This is a genomic window from Mesorhizobium sp. XAP4 (assembly GCF_029269325.1).
GTDB classification, from domain to species: Bacteria; Pseudomonadota; Alphaproteobacteria; order Rhizobiales; family Rhizobiaceae; genus Mesorhizobium; species Mesorhizobium ciceri.
The window spans coordinates 1,397,857-1,417,469 of record NZ_JARIXW010000001.1 but is presented as its reverse complement, the minus strand read 5'-3'; the positions used below and the strand labels follow the sequence as shown (position 1 = coordinate 1,417,469).

Sequence of the window (19,613 nt, the reverse complement as noted above, 5' to 3'; positions counted from 1 at the left end):
TTGGGCCGACGGGATCATAAACACACGTGCTGCGTTCATCGGCGGGGGCTGCTTGTGACAAACCGCTGATCCGCGACGGGATGCATCCATGTTCATCCAGCCAATCGACTATTTCCTTGCTGTCTGGTTCGCTCTTGCCGCCGCCTCGACGCTCTATGTCGGCTTCGATCAATACCGCAACAATCCCGAACCGGTGGTGATGAAATGGGGTTTCATCCTGGTGACCCTCTATATGGGTCCATTGGGGCTGCTGCTTTATGTGCTTGCAGACAAAGAGCCACGACCGGGCGAGCATGAAGACTTCACCAGGCCGCTGTGGAAGCAGGGCGTCGGTTCGACCATCCACTGCGTTGCCGGCGATGCGACCGGCATCATTCTCGCGGCGGTCATCACGGCAACGCTTGGCCTGCCGATGTGGCTCGACCTCATCGTCGAATATCTGGCGGGTTTCGCCTTCGGCCTGTTCATCTTCCAGTCGCTGTTCATGAAATCGATGATGGGCGGCACCTACTGGGAGAATGTGCGCAAGAGCTTCCTGCCCGAGTTCATCTCGATGAATTTCATGATGGCCGGCATGGCGCCCGTCATGAGCTTCCTGATGATGGGGCGCGACATGCGCGCGATGGAGCCGACCGAGCTCTTGTTCTGGGGCGTGATGTCGATCGGCGTCATTGCCGGCTTCACACTTGCCTATCCCTCCAATGTCTGGCTGGTCGCCCGCGGACTGAAGCACGGGTTGATGACGCAGCGCCCGCAGGCGGCCGAAATGAGCAGTCGAGAGCCGACCGCCCAGCAACAGCACGCTACGCATCATGCCCGCGCCGGCGATGATCGACGACAAGGCCACGCCAACACATCCCACAAACCCAAACGCAACGGCCATCAGATGGAGACGGACGCCACGACGCCGCAGATAGCAGCCCTCGGCATGGTCTCGGTGCTGGCGCTGGCGATTGGCATGGCCGCACCGGCGAACTGGCTGAACCTGACGCTTTCGGCACGTGACGTCGGCGGGGCGATCATGCCGCAAGGCATGATCATGGGCCGCGACACGCCGGCGGAAGCCATGCGTGACATGGCTGCAACCGATCCGCATCGCGTCACGGCATCCTATGGCCTTGCCGCCAAAGGCGACCAGGAACTGCCATTCCGCCTGGAGAACGGCGTCAAGGTGTTCGACCTCAGGCCCTCAGTGGTCCGCTGGCAGATCCTGCCCAATGTCGCGGTCGACGCCTATGCCTACAACGGCCAGATCCCCGGTCCGCGCATCCACATTCGCCAGGGCGATAAGGTTCGCATCGACGTCACCAATGACCTGCCTGAGGAGACCACGGTGCATTGGCACGGCATGATCCTGCCGAACCAGATGGATGGGCCCGCCGAGATCACCCAGCCGCCGATCGAGCCTGGGCAATCCTATTCCTACGAATTCACCGCGACCCAGCACGGGACCTATTTCTATCATCCGCATGCCAAGCCGGACCGTACCCAGGCGCTGGGGCTCTATGGGGCGCTGATCATCGACCCTGCCAATCCCGCCGACGAGGTTCAGGCTGACCACGACTATGTGATCGAACTTCAGGAATGGCTGGTGCGCGATGGACTGACCTACCCTTCGATGCCGATGGAAGGCGGTACGCCGAACTTCTTCACCATCAACGGCAAGGCCTATCCCGCAACCGACGCCATCCCCATGAAGGTGGGCGAGACGCTGAAGGTGCGTTTCATCGGCACCAATAATGGCTTCGTCCATCCCATGCATATCCATGGCGGACCCTTCGAGGTCGTCGCTCGTGACGGTGAGACGCTTCCTCCCTCGGCGCGCTTTCTGGCCGATACGATCAATGTCGGGCCAGGACAGCGCTATGACGTCGTCTGGAAGGCACGGCGTCCCGGCAAGTGGCTCATCCATTGCCACATCCCGCATCACACGACGAACAACAATGTCGAGGAAAAGGGCGGCGGCGGGCTGATGGTCGTGATCGACGTCGGTTAGATCTGCCACCCCCCTGTGGATTTACCTGTGTCATCCGGGGGCGCATTGTTGCGCGCTACTTCTTGATAATGGTTCCGTTGCGCAAGTCGAATGCTTCGGTACCGCGAGCCTGGCGGTAGAAATCATCCTGCAATTCACCCCATTCGCCGAGAAAGGCGCCGCAATTGCTGCAATGAATTGGCGTCGACTCGTTGGCGTCGTCGGGAATGTCCATTTGGATGGTCCCACAAGCCTTGCAATCGAGTTTGTCGTCCAGCCGTCGTCCCATTTCCCAATGATTGCGCATTTTCGACCATGAGCCAATTGTCGATTTCGTACCAAATCGCATCGACCATGGCTCATCGGTCAATCGCGAGAGTCAAAAAGGACGGCCAGACCCAGTTCCCGTGCCAGCTCGACGATCGTCTCCATCAATTCATCATCTGTATCCTGCAAATAAGGCGCGTCCCTGCGAGCGGCCTCTATCGCCGCTTTGACCGAAACGATGTCGCCGTATCGCGCACTTCGAAGCTCTTCTGCCAGAAACGCCTTGGCGGTACCGACAGGTCTTATTGCCCATCTGGCGATGCTCATGCGGCTCCCTCCCATGGTCACCTCAGCTTCATTTTGATCCTGTCCAAGGTGCAGATCAATCGATGGTACGAATCCGTACGGAGCTGCCCAACCGGTTGGAGACAGCCGTGTGACGAACGCCTTGGCCAGGGTTTTCGGCGTCTCTCTGGGGTGAGTTGGGGCGAAATCGCCCGGTGGGACCGGCCTTGCGGAACCATCGCTCAGCATTGGGGTTTCTTCAAAATCTCCCTCGAAGAATGCAAGGAGCGACCATGCGCATGTTGACGATAGCTGTCGCGCTTTCCGGGGCGGTCACCATTCAGCCCGTCTACGCCCAAACTATCGGACCGCAGCTTCCCCAGGTGACGCCACCGCAGGGCGAAGCGCAGCCGGAGCTGGCGCCGCCCGATCCAGGCTCTGCCGGTTTGAATTTCACCGGCGTCGCCATTGTCGCCGTCGAGGATTTGCCGGACGAAATCAAGGCGCAGGCCGATGCCGTGATTAACCAGACCAGCGCCGAAGATTTGCTTCGCCTGCAAAGCTCCGTCGATGCCTCACCTCAGGCGACGTCGGCTTTGAGAGCGAATGGGCTCAATTCCTCGCAGGTTGTCGCTGCAAACATAGATGGCGATGGCACGCTGACGCTGATCATTCAGACGACGACTTGAGGCATCGAACCATACGCATCACTGAATCGGCGAAATGCAGTCGCGGAGAGCAGCAATGGTCGAAGCCGCCGTTCGCAACTTCACCATCAATTTCGGGCCACAGCACCCCTCCGCCCATGGTGTTCTTCGGTTGGTGCTCGAACTGGACGGCGAGATCGTCGAGCGTGCCGATCCGCATATTGGCTTGCTCCATCGAGGCACCGAAAAACTCATAGAGCACAAGAACTATTTGCAAGCGCTGCCCTATTTCGATCGGCTCGACTATGTCGCGCCGATGAACCAGGAGCATGCGTTCTGCCTCGCCGCCGAAAAACTGCTCGACATAACAGTTCCAAAGCGTGGGCAGCTTGTCCGTGTTCTTTTTTGCGAAATTGGCCGGCTTCTGTCGCATCTCCTCAATGTCACGACCCAGGCCATGGATATCGGCGCCCTGACGCCGCCGCTTTGGGGATTTGCGGAGCGCGAGAAGCTGATGGTCTTTTACGAGCGCGCCTCCGGCGCTCGCATGCATGCGAATTACTTCAGAATCGGCGGCGTGCACCAGGATTTGCCTGCGAAGCTTCTCGACGACATCTGGGCTTTCTGCGATCCGTTCCTCAAAGTCTGTGACAACCTCGACGATCTGCTCACCGGCAGCCGCATCTTCAAGCAGCGCAATGTCGATGTTGGTGTGATCGGGCTGGATGATGCCTGGCGCTGGGGGTTTTCCGGCGTGATGGTACGCGGATCGGGCGCGGCATGGGATTTGCGCAAGGCACAGCCATACGAATGTTACCCTGACATGGATTTCGACATCCCCGTCGGCAAGAACGGAGACTGCTATGACCGTTATCTCGTCCGTATGGAGGAGATGCGCCAGTCGGTGCGGATCATGAAGCAATGCCTGGAAAAACTGCGGTCACCCGAAGGCCAGGGGCCGGTCGCGATTCCGAACCAGAAGATCACGCCGCCGCGGCGCGCCACGATGAAACGCTCTATGGAAGCGACCATCCAGCATTTCAAACTTTATACCGAGGGGCATCGCGTGCCGGCGGGAGAAGTCTACGCCGCGGTTGAAGCGCCAAAGGGAGAATTCGGCGTTTATCTGGTTTCTGACGGGGGCAACGTCCCTTACCGGTGCAAAATACGTGCGCCATCTTTCGCCCATCTGCAGGCGATGGATTTCCTGTCTCGAGGGCACATGATCGCCGACGTTGCCGCGATCATCGGGTCGCTCGACATCGTGTTTGGCGAGATAGATCGTTAGTCCTCGGGAGGTTGCGCGCTTGCCCCGCGATGCAGAAACTCCCGTCTCATGCGTGGACGGGAGGCTCTTCATTCTCGTCGGGGTTGGGCAGCGGAGTCTCGTCCGGAAGCGTTTCCGGTTCGGGTTCCTCGATCGGCTCCGGCTTCCATGTTGGAGGCGGCACGGGCATATCGCGATTTGGGTCTGGCTGTCTTGGCTGTGGCATCTAACTGTCTCCGTTCAGTCGGAACAACTCGTCCGCCGTGGCATGGTTCCTGGCAGAATCCAGCCCATCGAGATCGTTGCGCCCTCAAGGCAGGCGCACGTTGGTCCGCCCACGGATGCCGGCGCAAAAGTTGCAGATCGTTCGGAACCGGTCGGATTTTCGAGCCGTTGTCGTCGAAATCGACCAAGGAGAAGCGTGATGAAGGACAAGTCAGGAGATATCGACCATACACTGCCGCAAGTCACCATCGACGATCAGCAGGTGCGACAGCTGGCCGCCACGACCGATTTGCCGTCAAGGCAGGCACGCGAACTGGTGCGCCGTCACGGCAACGATCCCCGCAAGCTGGAAGAGTTGGCGAGGTCGATCAACGCCACCAACTGAGTCCAGGCCAATGGGCATCGACGGCGCAAGCCGTTGGCATCAGATTTCCAGCAAGGCGTAGGGGCGGCCGCCAGGCTTGGCCACATGCATGGCGACGTTGTAGACCTTGGCTCCGCCAGGCGTTTGGCCTTCGTAAGAACCGCGATGTGCATGACCGTGCACGACAGCACTGACCTGGAATCGATCGATCGTTTCGGCCAGACGTGAAGAGCCCAGAAACGGAAATATTTCCAGCGGTTCTCCCGCGACGGTGTCGGCAATCGGCGCGTAGTGAAGGATCACCAGCGTGCGCTTGGCCCGCACCTGGCGCATCGCATTTTCAAGTCGCATTGCCTCGTTCACGCTTTCCGCGACCATCGTCTTGATCGCCGGTTCCCCGAATGAGCCGAGCATGCGTGACCCGAAGCCGCCTATGAATCCCTTCACGCCGACAAAACCGACCTCCTCGATTTCGACTGTCTGCCCGTCGAGGAGGTGAACATGCGCCTGCCGCAGGATCTTCGTGACGTCTTCCACCGCACCGGACTCGTAGTCATGGTTGCCGAGCACCGCCACAACCGGGATCGAGCAGTTGCGCAGATCCTCGGCCAGCATCTCCGCTTCACGAGGCTTGCCGAGATTGGTCAGATCTCCCGTGAGAACGAGAATGTCCGCTTCGCTCGATATCTCGCCGAAGAGGTCTCGATACGAGTTTTGTGCATCTTCCCGCACATGGAGATCCCCGACCGCGGCAACTTTGAGCGCGCGTGCGCCGTCCTTGGGCGCGCTGCTCTTGACGGGATCAGCCATCACGGAATTCTCCCACACCACCGACGCCGGCGAAGCCCCATTCCTTGACGTCGATCTCGTAGTCGGTTTGCGAAAGCAGCCGCCCACGGCAGATCTTCATCCTTGGAGACGGCAATTGCCGTTGCTTGGCGAGGCGGTCGAGCAATTCATCGAGCAACCACGCCGGGATATGATCCCGCTCGCTCGGATAGATCCATCTGAAATTGATAAGCTGCATCAACAGAACCTCCCAATGAACCTCCAGATAAGAAAGCAGCCGGTGCCAATCGATCTGATCGCCCGCCTTGAGAATCGTATGAGCGATATCGGCGCCGTCGTGTCGCCCTCTGTCCTGGATAAAGCATTTGGACCAGATGAGTTCGGTCGGGCCGATGATCCGCACCCTGCTGCCCAACAGCTCGGTTTGGCGGGCGTGTTCCAGCCACAGGTCGCCAACAGGCACCGTGCCGTTGGCCGAGCCGAAGATGACGTCGAAGAAATGCGTGCCCTTGAACACCTTGCCGAGCCACCTGTCGTCCTCGATTTCGACGGCATATCCAAGCTGCTTGAAATGGGCGAGGATCCGCGCGTAGTCGCCTGCCTTGCAGAAGATATCGAGGTCCTTGGTCTGGCGGGTGACACCCGTATAGGCGCTTACCGCGTAGGTCCCGGCGACCAGAAAGGGAATGTCGGTGGCGGTAAGCTCGCGGATTGCTTCGGTATAAAATACCTCCGCCTCGGCATTTTTGAGCGTCGGCGCCGCCTTTGCGTCAATCATGGGAAGCGAGACCAGAACGTTTTCAGGCAATGGGCCATTGGTCATGAAACGATGACTCCGAATCCGGCAACCGGCAGTCGCCCGCTGTGGTAACAACGTGAACCCCGCCTGGTTCCGCTACCGGGCGGCCAGCCAAAGGCTCATTCTCGTCACGTACTGGAAATTTCGGGATCGCGCCTGCCGATCCAAGCCCGGCCCAACGTCATCGCCGGCGCGCAAGTCTCTATGTCGCCTCAGAATCGGCCCATGCCGCCGCCAATGTCCCATTGGCCCAAATTTGAAACACCCCGTGGGTGCTCGATCTCGATCGTTTTAGAGTTTATTGGGCTTACCCAATCGGGTACAAAGCTGAAGCCGAGGCGCTTGATCTAACCGCACCCTGATCGGCGTGCGCCAAGCCATTATCAGGACCATCAAGGCATGCCCCCCTCGCCTCCCTTTCTCGGCTTTCCCGACCGTCTTGCAGATAGCCGCGTGCCTCGTGCGGTGATCTTCGGGGCCGGTCACGGCAGCACCTATCCCGGCAAGGACAGCAGCGGCTATGCCTTGGCCGCCAATGCCATCCGTGCTGCCAGCCAGGACGATGCCGCGTTCGTCGAGCACTGGGATTTCGATCTTGGCGGCCCGCTGTTCGACGGCAAGCCGGACTCTTGCGTCGACGCCGGCGATATCTTGACCACCATGCATGACAATGCCGGCAACCGGGCGAGGATCGAGGCAAAAACGCGCGAGATCCTGACGTTGCCGGCTGTGCCGATCCTGATCGGCGGCGACTGTTCCATGACCATTCCCTTCCTCGCCGGCTTTGCAGAGCACGGGCCGGTCTGGGTCCTGCAGATCGACGCCCATATAGACTGGCGCGACGAGGTTCATGGCGAACGCCACGGCTATTCGAGCCCGATGCGCAGGGCGAGCGAGATGCCGCATGTCGCCGGCATGGTGCAGATCGGTCTGCGCAGCGTCGGCAGCGCGCGCATCGCCGAAATCGAAGCAGCCCGGCGCTATGGCAGCCGCTTCGTGACCGCCCGCGAGGTTCATGCCCAGGGCGTCGAGGCCGCGCTACGGCATATTCCGGAAGCCGCGCGGGTCGTCGTCACCCTCGACTGCGACAGCCTTGATCCAAGCATCATGCCGGGCGTGGCGGCGCGTACACCCGGCGGCCTCACCTACACGCAGGTAATCGACCTGATCGCCGGCCTCGGCAAACGGGCCAGGATCGCAGGATTCGACCTTGTCGAGTTCTATCCTCCGGCCGATATTGACGGCCTGTCAGCGCTGACCGCCGCGCGCCTTCTCGTCAATGTGGTCGGCACCGTCGTCCGGCAGGTTTGATGTCAAAATCCCGCTCTTCGCCGCAGAGCGGCCCAAAGGCGCGTGAGCGAGCTTGCGGTTGAAATGCCCTTTTTGACACCTGGGTATTCGATCCTGCCTCGTCCGACCGGCTCGTCGCTCCAGACCAGGTTGAAAGCAATGCCCTTGAGCCCAAGCTCCCCGATCCGGCGTACGATGGTCTCCTGCAGATAAATATCGGATGTTCGCACCCCGTCAGCACGCTCGGGCAGCTTGAATATCTCGGTACCGCCGATTGCGTCCGCTCGAAGGACGAGGCTTTCGATCACCATGACGCCGCCATCGTCAAAGCGAACGATCTTTGAACGTTCCTCGTCCAGCGCATCGATCACGGTGGTGACATTGAAGAGCGATATTGGCTCGTCAGCAGGAAGCGGCAGGAATTCACCGTATGGTTGGAGGGTTGGCCGAAGCAACTTCGACGCCCTCGCTCGCAGGATGAGCACATGCTCGCCAAGCCATGGAAAATCTGAATATTGCCGGAGCGTACCGTCGTCGTGTTCGCGCAGGATCTCCATCCTGGGCGGATGCCATTGTGTCTGCTTCCGGCCGCAGAGCGTCGAAAACAGCTGGTAGTCGTCCGCCTGCCGAGGAAGGACCCATTCCTGTCCTTCGATCACGCTCAGGACATAGATGTTCATCCGGTCCCCCGCACATCATCGCCTTGGTAGGTTCGGCCTGCTGCGCTGCTCTTCGCGCGCGTTCTCACCGCTGGTCCGCGACGGCCATTTGCGGCACCGGCGGCAATTCGGGTGCATCCATCCCTTTGAAAGGGTCACGCCAGGCGTCGATGTCTTCAAGTCGACGGTACCAGCGGCTGACAGAGGGATAATCGTCGAGCGGCAGTCTGGCGGCGTCGTTGAACGGTAGGAAGGTCGCCATTCGAAAATCGGCATAGGAAACCGAATTGCCGACCAGCCACTGCCGCTCGGCAAGCACGGCGTCGAGTATTGCCGCAGCCGTATGGAATTGGTTCAGGCCCTCCTCCACCCGCTTCTGATCGATCGGGCCGATGCCGTACCGCTGTTTCGTCCCACGTTCGAAATGCACCGTGTCGCAAGCGAGTGCGAAGTGCTCCTTGCCCCAGCTGAGCCACCGGATCATCTCGGGTTCGTCATCGCCGGTGCGCCAGAAATCCGAATGCGCGTGGCGCGACAGCCTGCAGGCTATGGCGTCTGCCTCCCAGAGGCTCTTTCCCTCATCATCCACAAGGATGGGCAGTGAGAGGTTGGGATTTAACCGGCGAAATTTCTCCATTTGCCCGGCAGCGAATGGCGAGGCGAATTCGAAGTCCAGTTTCGTTTCGAGATAGCGTGCGACCGCGACCGCCAATCGAGGGTTGGGATTGCGGCTGAAGTACAGCTTCATTGGGCACCGACGATCTGGGCGACCACGCAATAGTCGATCATGAGCAGCCTCTATGCAGCTTCGAAGTCAGCCCAAGCGCCCATGTATCCCAATGGATTGGGCTCGCCTTTCATCATCGTTTTTCGCCAAGCTTCCTGCTCGGCATTCATCAGAGCCAATTCCCAAACACAGGCAATAACAGGTCTCTTAACCGTGTCCATCGGTTCGGTTGCGGAATACAGCTTCCGATAGATGTGCTGACAAAGCACCGAACCCTGGATCCACCAGTGAGCTAAGATGGACACACCGAGATCACCAGGATGAATGATCACAAAGCCCATGCCATTCTCGTCACCCTCGTCCGCCACACGCGGCAGAACCTCCTGTCGCACGAATGACTGCGCCAGAGTCGCCATGGGTTCGTCGATCTTTTTGTTGTCTGCGACGAGACCATAGACTTTGAGCTTGAGACCACCAATGTCCCATTGGCCCAATTTGAAACACCACGTGGATGGTAGATCTCGATCGTTTCAGAATTCACTGAGCGCACTCCAATTGGCTATTGGCAGCAGACGTACCCGATAGCTCATCACGCGACTTGCACCCGGCGCGATCAGCATCAGGCCTGGTTTGTCGACAAAATCACCATCGAAATCCACCGGGCTTGCAAAGCCGTGCCAGGGTTCGATGCACAGGAACGGCGCGCCGCCCGGCTTTGACCAGACGCCCAACTCCCGAACCCCTTGCCAGGACATCTCGATCGCCGGGCCACGCTCGGCGGCATAACGCACGCTGGAGCTGGCGGGCTGGTCTATGATCACCGCGTCCTCGTCGAACAACCGCTCGGAGAGCGGGAGTATGTTGCCTTCGACAGGCGTCGGCTGCGGCGTTTTCAGCAGCAATCCGTCCTTAAGGCGGCGGATCGGCGCGGGTTCATCATCGGCAAAGATCAGCCGGTAGTCCGTCTTGGCCTGATCCGGCTGCAAGGGCCAATTGAATGCCGGGTGCGCCCCGATCGATGCCGGCAGGAGCTCATCACCAGTGTTGGTGATGTCGAAAGTCACATCAAGCTGCTGGCGGACCAGCGTGTAGGTCACTTCAAGCCGAAAGGCGAACGGATAGCGCGCCCGGGTGTCGACATCGTCGGTGAGCACCAGCGTGCAGGATCGCGGCCCCTTCCGCGCCCAGGCAAACGGCTTGTCGCGCGCGAACCCGTGCTGCGTCATTGGATAGGTCCGGCCGCGATGGCGCAGATGATCGCCCGCCAGCCGCCCTACGATCGGGAACAGCACCGGCGAGTGACGCCGCCATTCCGGCCCCGCCTGCCACAGGAATTCGAATCCGTGCGCATCTTGCAGCGAAATCAGTTCGGCGCCCTGCGCAACGATGGTCGCCGAGATACCGTCGCCATGAAGCGTTTGGCTGTCCTGTGCCACATTTCCTCGCGGGTCGTTGTTGAAGGCCGGCGCGGTGGGCAGACTAGCAAAAGCGCTTCGGGACTCAAGGTGCAGCCTGGTTCTGCAGGAACGAATTGTGGCCGGAGGATCTCCCTCCGGCCACCTCTCCGCATCAAGAGCAATAATCCTCGCTCTTGCCCACAGCGGATAGTCGTTATTCGCGTTCGCCGGTGAAATTCAGCAGCAGCTGGAAGATGTTGATGAAGTTCAGATAGAGCGAGAAGGCGCCGAAGACGGCAAGTTTCTGGCGCGATTCCGCGTCGAAATTCTCGGCATACTGTTCCTTGATCGTCTGCGTGTCCCAGGCGGTCAGGCCGATGAACACGGCGATGCCGATCACCGAGATGGCGAACTGCAGCGCGGTCGAGCCGAGGAAGATGTTGACGATGCTGGCGATCACCACGCCGATCAGGCCCATGATCAGGAACGACGAGAACTGGGTCAGGTCGCGCTTTGTCGTGTAGCCGTACAAGCTGGTGGCGCCGAACATGGTGGCTGCGATGAAGAAGGTGCGCGCGATGCTGGTTCCGGTGAACACCAGGAACACGGAGGCGAGCGAGAGGCCCATGACCGCGCAGAAGGCCCAGAACATCGCCTGGGCATTCGCCGCGGACATGGTCTGCATCTTGAACGAGAACAGCATGACGAAGGCGAGCGGTGCCAGCATCACCACCCATTTCAGCGGGCTGGAGAAGATCGGCACGTAGAGCGCCGGCGTCGATGAGATCATGAAGGCGACGAGGCCGGTGACCACCAGGCCGACACCCATGTAGTTGTAGACGCGCAGCATATGCTGGCGCAGGCCCTCGTCGAAGACGGCTCCGGTTTGGGCGCCGGCGCCGACGCGATATCCCAGATTGGGGGTGTTCATTTGCGTTCTCCTTTGTGGATCGATCAGTAGAGCGTCTTGGCGAGCGTCTCTGCGGCGCGGTCGAGGTCGTGGACCTCGCTTCGTCCGACCACCGCATAAGCCACATCGCCGATCTGGAAATAGGCCGATGAGATGTCGCCCGAGGGCGCGATCGTCGGCTTGACGACGTCGAAGGTTCCAGGCCGGATCGCAAACAGCGACACCAGCCCCATGTCTTTCGTCTCGACCGCCATCTCGACGCTCGGACCAAAGCGGGACGGATAGATCTGCACGTCGCGGACCTTCCAGTCCTTGGGCAGCGACGGCATGACGATGGCGGTCGCGGCGCGAATCTCGCCGGTGTTGTAATTGGGCGCCTCGGGCTGCGACGGCATGCTCTCGCGCACCAGCGTGGTCCTGTGGGCCCGCACTGCGTCGTCGACATAGGCGGGCGGCTGCGGCGAGGCGACGACCTTGGTCACCGACATCGGCCCGATGATACCGTTCGCCAGCCACCCGGCGGCGACGAAGACAGCAACCACCGCGGCGCGCTGCAGCACACCGAAGATGCGGCCGCGGGCAAGCCCCCTCTCCAGCCGCCGCGCGGCATCGGCGGTCGCGGGCCGTGCCATGCCTTTGGAGCCGGCAAGCGCCACGCGCAGTTCATCGCGGGTCCTGAGATCCGACATCACGCGCGCCGCCGCCTCCGGGCGAGCGGACAAGAATGCCTCCACCTCGATGCGGCGGGTGACGTCGATCTGGTCGTCGACATAGGCGTCGAGGTCGATATCCGTCACGGGATCGACAGTTGCGGTCATGAAGGGCCTCCAACGATCCTGAGGTGGTTTTTTGCCTTCGCCGGCTCCTCCATCTCGCGCAGTGCGGCGCGCGCCCTGCCGATGCGCGACATCAGCGTGCCGAGCGGCACGCCGCTGGCGTCGGCGGCCTGCTGGTAGGAGAGGCCTTCGATGGCGACGAGGTGCAGCGCTGAACGCTGTTCTTCGGGCAGGCTGAAAAAAGCCTGGCGCACCTGCGCCAGGCGCACCGAATGTTCCTGTGGTGCCGGCGTGCTGCCGTCGGCCAGGTATCCAGCCTGTTCGACGCGCGACGCCTCGGACTTGCGGGCCCGCATCCTGTCGATGAAGGTGTTGTGGACGATCGACAGCAGCCACGCGCGCAGGTTTCCGCCGGAGCGGAAGGTGCTGCGCCGCTCATAAGCGCGCACCAGCGCGTCATGGACAAGGTCCTCGGCGTCGGTGCTGTCGCGCGTCAGCGAGCGCGCATAGCGGCGCAGCGAACCGAGCTGTCCTATGATGTCAAAGCGTGGCATCGGCGGTTTCATGTCCTGTTTACGGAGCATGTGGGGATTTTAATCCCTGCCCTGCCAATTTTTTCCTTTGGAGGACATCGTTCGAATGCAACGATTGTTGCCGGCATCAATCTTATCATCGGCATCGCCACGATGTGCCATGCCCGGTGGATCGTGCCTACTTCACACGCCTCTTCTCCAGCTTCCGCGCCAGCGTCCGGCGGTGCATGCCGAGCCGTCGTGCCGTCTCGGAAATGTTGAAGTCGGCTTCCACCAGCGTCTCGTGGATGCGCTCCCATTCGAGGTTCTTTATCGAGGTTGGCCGCTCGGCGAGCGGCACCGAAGCATTGCCCTCGACCTGGCCGAAAGCCGCTTCAATGTCATCTGTATTGGCGGGCTTGGCGAGATACTGGCAGGCGCCGAGCTTGATCGCCTCGACAGCGGTGGCGATGCTGGCAAAGCCGGTCAATACGACGATCCGCATTTCAGGATCGTGTTCGTGCAGCGCCCTGACGCACTCAAGGCCCGAGCCGCTGGCAAGCTTGAGATCGACGACGGCATATTGGAAGGCAACGGTGCCGATCAGCGCCTGCACGCCGTCGACGCTCCGGCAGCTATGCGTTTCGTAATCACGCCGTTCGAAAGACCGGCGCAGTGCGTTGGCAAAGGCGATGTCGTCCTCGACGATCAGCAGCGTGCGTTTAGTCGGCATTGTGCCCTCGCGGAGACAGAGCAGCCAGCGGCAGATGCAACGTAACCGAAGCTCCCCCCTCGGTTCTGTTTCTTACGGTGACGCTGCCCCCCAGCTTGCGGATGACATTGACGACCAGAAACAGGCCGAGCCCGCTACCTGGCCGGTTCTTGGTCGACGTGTAGGGCTTGCCGAATTCAGCAAGCATGGCTTCTTCAAATCCCGGTCCCGCGTCGACAACTTCGATGATGAGATCGTCCGCGTGGCGGCTGACGATCAAACCGACCCATAGAGGCGACGCTTCAAGTGCGTTGTCCAGTACATTGAACATCACCTGTTTGAGCGCGGGATCGGAGACGATCTCCTGGTTGGCGCCGAAACGCCTGGTGTATTCGAAACCTTGCGGCAGCCGTGTCGACTTCCATTCGGCCACCAGCTCCGCCAGAAAGGCATCGACGGAGGTGCGAACCGTGCCTTCGCCGCGCAATTCGCCCGACGACATCAGGATTCCCGAAACGATCTTCTTGCAACGGTCCAACTGGCCCTGCATCTCCCGGATTTCCTGCGCCAGATCCGGATCGGCCTCGAGAACCGGCATGCGCTGCCAGTCGTTGAGGATGACGGAAAGCGTAGCCAGCGGCGTGCCGAGCTCATGCGCGGCGCCAGAGGCGAGCAGGCCCATCCTGACGATGTGAGCCTCCTCCGCCGATTGCTGGCGCAAATCCGCAAGATGAGCGTCGCGGGTGCGAATGTTGTTCTGGACCCTGGTGATGAACAGCACCAGAAGCGTTGCCGCCAGGACGAAACAGATGAACATGCCCTGAATGTGCAGGCTGAACAGCCCGGCACCGTGTGCGGCGGGCAGGCTGATCTCACGGTAGAAGGTGGTCAGCGCGATGAAGCACGTGCTTGCAATGAGGACAAGCGCCCAGACCGACCATGTCTCCAGCAGTACCGCGCCCAGGATGACCTGGAGCAGGTAAAGCGAAATGAAGGGATTGGACGCGCCGCCGCTCAGGTAAAGCTGGACCGTCAACGCGGTGACGTCGAGCAGCAGTCCAAGAAACAGCTCGGTGTTGGTGATCGCGTCCTGGCTGCTGTGCCGGCGCAGGCTGGCGACGTTGAGAGCGATCAGCAGCAGGATCACCACTGCCATCGGCACCAGCGGCAGCCCGATGCCAAGCGCGTAGCGGACGAACAGGATCGTCACGATCTGACCGCCGACCGCGATCCAGCGCAGTTGGATCAGAAGCAGAAAATTCTGCTTGTTGGTCTTGTCGTGCAGCGTCATTGGGCCGGGAGGTCCCCAGCCCTGGCCAAGCAGGTCACTCAAGCGGGAGTCCGATCCAGGCGCTGGTTGAGCCGCAGCGCCAGCAGCGTGCATAGCGCTCCCGACAGCAGATAGGCGCCTGACGAGATCAGCCCGAAATGGGCGGACAGGAACAGGGCGACAATGGGGGCGAAGCCGGCGCCGAACAGCCAGGCGAGATCCGAGGTCAGCGCAGCACCTGTATAGCGGTAGTTCTTTGAAAAATTCGAGGCGAGTGCTCCCGAAGACTGGCCGAACGACAGGCCGAGCAGGACGAAGCCCAACACCATGAAGACGGACTCTCCGACGAAGCCGCCATCGAGCAGCTGTGGCGCGAAACCGCTGAACACGGCAATGGCCACCGCCGAGCCTCCAAGCAAGGGCCAGCGCCCGACCCGGTCGGCAACGACGCCCGAGATCGCGATTGCCGCCAGGCCGAAGAAGGCTCCGATCGTCTCGATGACCAGGAACCGTGCCGGTCCCTCGCGCGTGAACAGGAAGATCCAGGACAGAGGAAACACCGTCACCATGTGGAACAGGGCGAAGCTCGCCAGCGGCGCGAAAGCGCCGAGCACGACAGTGCGCCCTTCGGCGCGCAACGTCTCGCGGACGGAAGTCGGCTCCAGTTCCTGGCCTTCGAACAGTTTGGTGTATTCCGGCGTCACCACGATGCGCAGCCGCGCGAACAGGGCGACGACATTGATGGCGAAGGCGACGAAGAACGGGTAGCGCCAACCCCAGCTGAAGAAGTCTTCAGCCGACAGGTTGCCGACGAAATATGCAAACAGGGCACTGGCGACGATGAGCCCGAGTGGCGCGCCCAGCTGCGGGATCATCGCATACCAGCCGCGACGCTTTTCGGGGGCATTCAACGCCAGCAGCGAGGCAAGTCCGTCCCATGTCCCGCCCAGCGCCAGTCCCTGACCGATCCGGAACATGGCCAGCAGCCAGGCCGAAGCCGGGCCGATCTGGTCGTAACCGGGCACGAAGGCGATCGACACGGTCGAGGTCCCCAGCAGGAACAGCGCGATGGTGAGCTTGGCGCTGCGTCCGTAGGCGCGGTCGAGCGCGGTGAAGATCGCCGTCCCGATCGGCCGCGCGATGAAGGCAAGCGCGAAGATGGCGAAGGAGTAGAGCGTGCCGGTCAACGGGTCGGCATAAGGAAATACGAGCTTGGGGAAAACGATGACGGAAGCGATCGCGTAGACGAAGAAGTCGAAGAATTCCGACGTCCTGCCGATGATGACGCCAACGGCGATTTCGCCGGGCTTCACCTCATGATGCCGCGCATTGATCCGTCTTGCGTCGGCTTCGATCTTCGAAGTTGGGCTCACAGCATTCTCCGTCGCCCCGCCGCGGTCTCATACGATCGCTTGCCATGTGCGCGGGCCAGATGCTTTGATGACGCCTGCCGCGTCATTGCGGCATTGGACAAATTGTCCAATGCCTTCATCGCCGCGGTACGGTTAGCACTGGGGGGAACAACCGACAGGTCATACATTGAGCCGTCTCCGTACCCTTTTCCTGCTGCCCCTGCTGGCATCGCTCGGCTCCTGCAGCATGGTCGTCCTGAACCCTGCCGGCGACGTCGCCGAGCAGCAGCGCGACCTGCTGATGGTGTCCACGGCACTGATGCTGATCGTCATCATACCGGTGATGGCTCTCACCATATTCTTTGCCTGGCGATACCGCCAGTCCAACCGCGAGGCGCGCTACGAGCCGGATTGGGACCACTCGACCCATCTCGAACTCGTCATTTGGGCTGTGCCGCTTCTGATCATCATCTGCCTGGGCGCGGTGACCTGGATGGGCACCCATCTGCTCGACCCCTATCGTCCGATCGGACGTGTAGCGGCCGGCAAGCCGCTGCCGCCAGACGTGCGCCCGCTTGAGGTCGAAGTCGTCGCGCTCGACTGGAAATGGCTGTTCATCTATCCGGAATACGGCGTCGCCGTGGTCAACGAACTGGCTGCGCCGGTCGACCGGCCGATCAGCTTTCGCATCACCTCCGCATCGGTGATGAACTCCTTCTACATTCCAGCACTGGCCGGCCAGATCTATGCGATGCCGGGTATGGAAACCAGGCTGCACGCCGTCATCAACAAGTCCGGCGACTATGAAGGGTTCTCTGCCAATTACAGCGGCGCCGGCTTCTCGGGAATGCGCTTCGCGTTCCACGGCCTCGAGGATGCCGGTTTCCAGGCATGGATCGCGAAGGCAAAGGACAGCGGCGGCAAGCTCGACCGAAACGGCTACCTGGAGCTCGAACAGCCCAGTGAGAACCAACCCGTGCGCCACTATGCGGCGGTGGATAGCGATCTCTACAAGGCGATCCTCAATATGTGCGTCGAGCCCGGCAAGATGTGCATGAGCGAGATGTCGCAGATCGATGCCAAGGGCGGTCTGGGGATGGCCGGCATCCGCAACACCCTTCCGCTGCTGTATGACAAGTTCGCCCGGCGCGGCACGATATTCGGCCCTGCCCCATCCTATGTCGCCAGCATATGCACGACCGAAGAAGCACTGGCCGCTTCGAAGGCTGATCAATCCGCCACGCCGATGACCTCGACGCCGATAGTCGGCGCTGGTCTGCAACGGCCACTGCCCCTGTCGATCCGACTGCCGTCACCTTCCGCAACCGGCACGCTTCGGTCGCCCTTCAACTCCTGAGGCGCCACGCAAGACATGTTCGACAATCCTGCTCTTCTCAAGGCGATCTTCGGCCGGCTTACGCTCGAGTCGCTGCCGCTGCACGAGCCCATCGTGGTCGCGACCTTCATAGTCGTCGCGCTGGGCGGCATCGCCCTCGTCGGCGCGCTGACCTATTTCAAGCTCTGGGGCTATCTGTGGCGCGAATGGTTCACCAGCGTCGACCACAAGCGCATCGGTGTGATGTACATGGTGCTCGGCATCGTCATGCTGCTGCGCGGCTTCAGCGACGCCATCATGATGCGGCTCCAGCAGGCGATGGCCTTCGGCGGTTCGGAAGGCTATCTCAATTCGCATCATTATGACCAGATCTTCACCGCGCACGGCGTCATCATGATCTTCTTCGTGGCGATGCCGCTGGTGACGGGCCTGATGAATTTCGTCGTCCCGCTGCAGATCGGCGCGCGCGACGTGTCGTTTCCGTTCCTCAACAATTTCAGCTTCTGGATGACGGTCGGCGGCGCGGTCATCGTCATGATGTCGCTGTTCGTCGGCGAATTCGCGCGCACCGGCTGGCTCGCCTACCCGCCGCTGTCGGGTATCGGCTACAGTCCCGATGTCGGTGTCGATTATTATATCTGGGCGCTGCAAGTGGCGGGCGTAGGCACGCTGTTGTCGGGCGTGAACCTGGTCTGCACCATCGTCAAGATGCGCGCGCCTGGCATGACCATGATGAGAATGCCGATCTTCACCTGGACCGCGCTCTGCACAAATGTGCTCATCGTCGCCGCCTTCCCGGTGCTGACGGCGGTGCTGGCCCTGCTGGCTCTCGACCGCTATGTCGGCACCAACTTCTTCACGAACGACTTCGGCGGCAATCCGATGATGTACGTGAACCTGATCTGGATCTGGGGCCACCCCGAGGTCTACATCCTGATCCTGCCGGCCTTCGGCATATTTTCCGAAGTGACCTCGGCCTTCTGCGGCAAGCGGCTCTTTGGCTACACCTCGATGGTCTACGCAACCATCGTCATCACCATCCTGTCCTATCTCGTCTGGCTGCATCACTTTTTCACCATGGGGTCGGGAGCGAGCGTCAACTCGTTCTTCGGCATCACCACGATGATCATTTCGATCCCGACAGGCGCCAAGATATTCAACTGGCTGTTCACCATGTACCGCGGCCGCATCCGCTTCGAACTGCCGATGATGTGGACAGTCGCCTTCATGCTGACCTTCACTGTCGGCGGCATGACCGGCGTGCTGCTCGCGGTTCCGCCGGCCGACTTCGTGCTCCACAACAGCCTGTTCCTGGTCGCGCATTTCCACAACGTCATCATCGGCGGCGTGCTGTTCGGCCTGTTTGCCGGTATCAGCTACTGGTTCCCCAAGGCATTCGGCTTCCGGCTCGATCCGTTCTGGGGAAAGATGTCCTTCTGGTTCTGGGTGGTCGGCTTCTGGTTCGCCTTCATGCCGCTGTACATCCTCGGCCTGATGGGCGTAACGCGCCGGCTACGCACCTTCGAGGATCCCTCGCTGCAGATCTGGTTCATCATCGCCGCTTTTGGCGCCTTCCTGATCCTGCTTGGTATCCTGTCCTTCCTCATCCAGATCTTCGTCAGCGTGCGCCGGCGCGAGCAGCTTCGCGACGACACCGGTGATCCGTGGGACGGGCGTACACTCGAATGGGCAACCTCGTCGCCGCCCCCGGCCTACAATTTCGCCTTTACGCCGGTCGTCCACGATCTCGACACCTGGGCGGACATGAAGAATCGCGGTTACCAGCGTCCGTTGACGGGCTTCCGCGACATCCACATGCCGCGCAACACCGGAGCCGGCGTCATTCTGGCTGGGTTGAGCGTGGTGCTTGCCGTGGCGCTCATCTGGTACATCTGGTGGCTGGCGATCGTCAGCTTCGTTGCTCTGATCGGCTACGCCATCGCGCATACCTTCAACTACGACCGGGACTTCCACATTCCGTCCAGCGACGTCACCCGCGTCGAGGACGAGCGGACACGCCTGCTCGCAGCCACCAGCCAGGCGGGATGAGCACC

At 61.1% G+C, this 19,613-nt stretch carries 21 protein-coding genes; 7 read left to right on the top strand and 14 right to left on the bottom strand.

The window, feature by feature from the left end:
* Window positions 1-88 precede the first annotated feature (88 nt).
* Window positions 89-1,996, top strand: a complete 1,908-nt coding sequence (locus P3C39_RS07135) for a DUF4396 domain-containing protein (RefSeq protein WP_275952997.1) — start codon at window positions 89-91, stop codon at window positions 1,994-1,996.
* A 55-nt stretch (window positions 1,997-2,051) separates the two neighbouring features.
* Here the strand turns inward: P3C39_RS07135 and P3C39_RS07130 are convergent, their stop codons facing one another.
* Both P3C39_RS07130 and P3C39_RS07125 read right to left on the bottom strand, forming a co-directional pair.
* Window positions 2,052-2,345 (bottom strand): hypothetical protein, encoded by a 294-nt coding sequence (locus P3C39_RS07130; protein ID WP_164745831.1) that lies wholly within the window; start codon window positions 2,343-2,345, stop codon window positions 2,052-2,054.
* Complete coding sequence (locus P3C39_RS07125; RefSeq protein ID WP_023812003.1) at window positions 2,342-2,569, bottom strand: hypothetical protein; 228 nt, start codon at window positions 2,567-2,569, stop codon at window positions 2,342-2,344. Before P3C39_RS07125 ends, P3C39_RS07130 begins: the two co-directional genes overlap by 4 nt.
* A gap of 251 nt (window positions 2,570-2,820) precedes the next feature.
* On the opposite strand from P3C39_RS07125, the gene P3C39_RS07120 reads away from it, so the two are divergent.
* The 3 genes from P3C39_RS07120 (at window position 2,821) to P3C39_RS07110 (ending at window position 5,051) form a co-directional block, all read left to right on the top strand.
* Entirely contained in the window at window positions 2,821-3,216 is a 396-nt protein-coding gene (locus tag P3C39_RS07120) for a hypothetical protein (protein ID WP_013531523.1), read from the top strand.
* A gap of 55 nt (window positions 3,217-3,271) precedes the next feature.
* Window positions 3,272-4,462, top strand: coding sequence for an NADH-quinone oxidoreductase subunit D (locus tag P3C39_RS07115; RefSeq protein WP_013531522.1), 1,191 nt, complete (start codon window positions 3,272-3,274; stop codon window positions 4,460-4,462).
* Between the two features lie 403 nt (window positions 4,463-4,865).
* The gene (locus P3C39_RS07110; RefSeq protein WP_275952995.1) at window positions 4,866-5,051 is read left to right on the top strand and encodes a hypothetical protein; all 186 of its coding nucleotides are present in this window, start codon (window positions 4,866-4,868) and stop codon (window positions 5,049-5,051) included.
* A gap of 39 nt (window positions 5,052-5,090) precedes the next feature.
* Here P3C39_RS07110 and P3C39_RS07105 read toward each other — a convergent pair whose 3' ends face one another.
* Together P3C39_RS07105 and P3C39_RS07100 are read right to left on the bottom strand one after the other, a co-directional pair.
* Entirely contained in the window at window positions 5,091-5,840 is a 750-nt protein-coding gene (locus P3C39_RS07105; RefSeq protein WP_013531519.1) for a metallophosphoesterase, read from the bottom strand.
* Window positions 5,833-6,642, bottom strand: a complete 810-nt coding sequence (locus tag P3C39_RS07100) for a nucleotidyltransferase family protein (protein ID WP_013531518.1) — start codon at window positions 6,640-6,642, stop codon at window positions 5,833-5,835. The genes P3C39_RS07105 and P3C39_RS07100 overlap by 8 nt, the downstream gene beginning before the upstream one ends.
* Window positions 6,643-7,017: 375 nt before the next feature.
* Between P3C39_RS07100 and P3C39_RS07095 the strand changes: the two genes are divergently transcribed.
* Window positions 7,018-7,929, top strand: a complete 912-nt coding sequence (locus P3C39_RS07095; protein ID WP_275952994.1) for an agmatinase — start codon at window positions 7,018-7,020, stop codon at window positions 7,927-7,929.
* A gap of 2 nt (window positions 7,930-7,931) precedes the next feature.
* Here the strand turns inward: P3C39_RS07095 and P3C39_RS07090 are convergent, their stop codons facing one another.
* The 10 genes from P3C39_RS07090 to P3C39_RS07045 all read right to left on the bottom strand — a co-directional run bounded on the left by P3C39_RS07090 (window position 7,932) and on the right by P3C39_RS07045 (window position 16,244).
* The gene (locus P3C39_RS07090; RefSeq protein WP_013531516.1) at window positions 7,932-8,588 is read right to left on the bottom strand and encodes a DUF1629 domain-containing protein; all 657 of its coding nucleotides are present in this window, start codon (window positions 8,586-8,588) and stop codon (window positions 7,932-7,934) included.
* A 64-nt stretch (window positions 8,589-8,652) separates the two neighbouring features.
* A complete protein-coding gene (locus tag P3C39_RS07085) occupies window positions 8,653-9,315 on the bottom strand; it encodes a glutathione S-transferase family protein (RefSeq protein WP_024505208.1) in 663 nt (220 codons plus the stop codon).
* Between the two features lie 50 nt (window positions 9,316-9,365).
* Window positions 9,366-9,788, bottom strand: coding sequence for a hypothetical protein (locus P3C39_RS07080; RefSeq protein ID WP_275952993.1), 423 nt, complete (start codon window positions 9,786-9,788; stop codon window positions 9,366-9,368).
* 36 nt (window positions 9,789-9,824) lie between these two features.
* Window positions 9,825-10,730: an aldose 1-epimerase family protein gene (locus tag P3C39_RS07075; protein ID WP_024505207.1), complete on the bottom strand. Its 906-nt coding sequence runs from the start codon at window positions 10,728-10,730 to the stop codon at window positions 9,825-9,827.
* 175 nt (window positions 10,731-10,905) lie between these two features.
* Window positions 10,906-11,622, bottom strand: coding sequence for a Bax inhibitor-1/YccA family protein (locus P3C39_RS07070; protein ID WP_275952992.1), 717 nt, complete (start codon window positions 11,620-11,622; stop codon window positions 10,906-10,908).
* Between the two features lie 23 nt (window positions 11,623-11,645).
* Entirely contained in the window at window positions 11,646-12,419 is a 774-nt protein-coding gene (locus tag P3C39_RS07065) for an anti-sigma factor (protein ID WP_275952991.1), read from the bottom strand.
* On the bottom strand, window positions 12,416-12,931 hold the full coding sequence (locus P3C39_RS07060) for a sigma-70 family RNA polymerase sigma factor (protein WP_174299063.1): 516 nt from the start codon (window positions 12,929-12,931) through the stop codon (window positions 12,416-12,418). Before P3C39_RS07060 ends, P3C39_RS07065 begins: the two co-directional genes overlap by 4 nt.
* Before the next feature lie 157 nt (window positions 12,932-13,088).
* Complete coding sequence (locus tag P3C39_RS07055; protein WP_024505205.1) at window positions 13,089-13,622, bottom strand: response regulator transcription factor; 534 nt, start codon at window positions 13,620-13,622, stop codon at window positions 13,089-13,091.
* Entirely contained in the window at window positions 13,612-14,934 is a 1,323-nt protein-coding gene (locus P3C39_RS07050; protein ID WP_013531508.1) for an ATP-binding protein, read from the bottom strand. Before P3C39_RS07050 ends, P3C39_RS07055 begins: the two co-directional genes overlap by 11 nt.
* A complete protein-coding gene (locus tag P3C39_RS07045) occupies window positions 14,931-16,244 on the bottom strand; it encodes an MFS transporter (RefSeq protein ID WP_024505203.1) in 1,314 nt (437 codons plus the stop codon). The genes P3C39_RS07050 and P3C39_RS07045 overlap by 4 nt, the downstream gene beginning before the upstream one ends.
* A 166-nt stretch (window positions 16,245-16,410) precedes the next feature.
* On the opposite strand from P3C39_RS07045, the gene cyoA reads away from it, so the two are divergent.
* Complete coding sequence (cyoA, locus tag P3C39_RS07040) at window positions 16,411-17,580, top strand: ubiquinol oxidase subunit II (RefSeq protein ID WP_013531506.1); 1,170 nt, start codon at window positions 16,411-16,413, stop codon at window positions 17,578-17,580.
* 15 nt (window positions 17,581-17,595) lie between these two features.
* Window positions 17,596-19,608: a cytochrome o ubiquinol oxidase subunit I gene (gene cyoB, locus P3C39_RS07035; RefSeq protein ID WP_275952990.1), complete on the top strand. Its 2,013-nt coding sequence runs from the start codon at window positions 17,596-17,598 to the stop codon at window positions 19,606-19,608.
* The last annotated feature ends 5 nt before the right edge of the window (window positions 19,609-19,613 follow it).